Source organism: Bradyrhizobium sp. P2_E8 (assembly GCF_056403875.1).
This window is the reverse complement of the sequence record NZ_JBFUES010001896.1, coordinates 1-559: the sequence shown is the minus strand read 5'-3', so window position 1 is coordinate 559 and position 559 is coordinate 1. Positions and strand designations below refer to the sequence as shown.

1 protein-coding gene is annotated in these 559 nt (G+C 58.5%); it reads right to left on the bottom strand.

All coding sequences use genetic code 11. From position 1 onward, the window contains the following. Nucleotides 1-210, bottom strand: a 210-nt coding sequence (locus AC1D00_RS44570; protein ID WP_477015138.1) for a hypothetical protein, incomplete at its 3' end; no start/stop codon positions are given. Between the last annotated feature and the right edge of the window lie 349 nt (nt 211-559).

The window sequence follows — 559 nt, the reverse complement described above, 5'->3', positions numbered from 1 at the left end:
ATATGGTTCATTGTAGCCATGGTCGGGTGCGGGCCGGTATTGGATCGGCGGCCCGGATGGTGCGTAGGCAAAACCCGAAGCGGGATCTGAGGCCACCATCCCCCGATCGGCACGAACAACAACGTGCGGCCGGTGCGCGTGGTGCACCGTAGCCGAGTTCGCGGATGCCGCTAGGGTGATCAAAAGGCTCAACGCCAAAATAGAACGCATTGCTTTTTCTCCAATCGAGAACCACGCCTTCTTAGCTAGGAATCGGGTCGCGCCGTCCCAACGAGTGCGGCTTCACGATTAGTCAAATCGGTGGCATCACGCGCGCCGGGCCTGTACTTCATCCTGGTTAGGAAAATCCTATGACCGGTCCGGCGCCTGCGAGAACGCGATTGTCTCAAAACGATTTGAGAAAGGCCCTGCGGCCGGCCGGTTTCCGCAATGAGGACGATCTGAGGTTGGCGGAATTTCCGCAGTTGGCCCGTTTGAGACCTTGCGATGGGCCTTGAAGATGTCCGCTCATCGAGGGGTGACCGGAAGTCATAGCGGGAGGAGTAAATCGACGCGATTG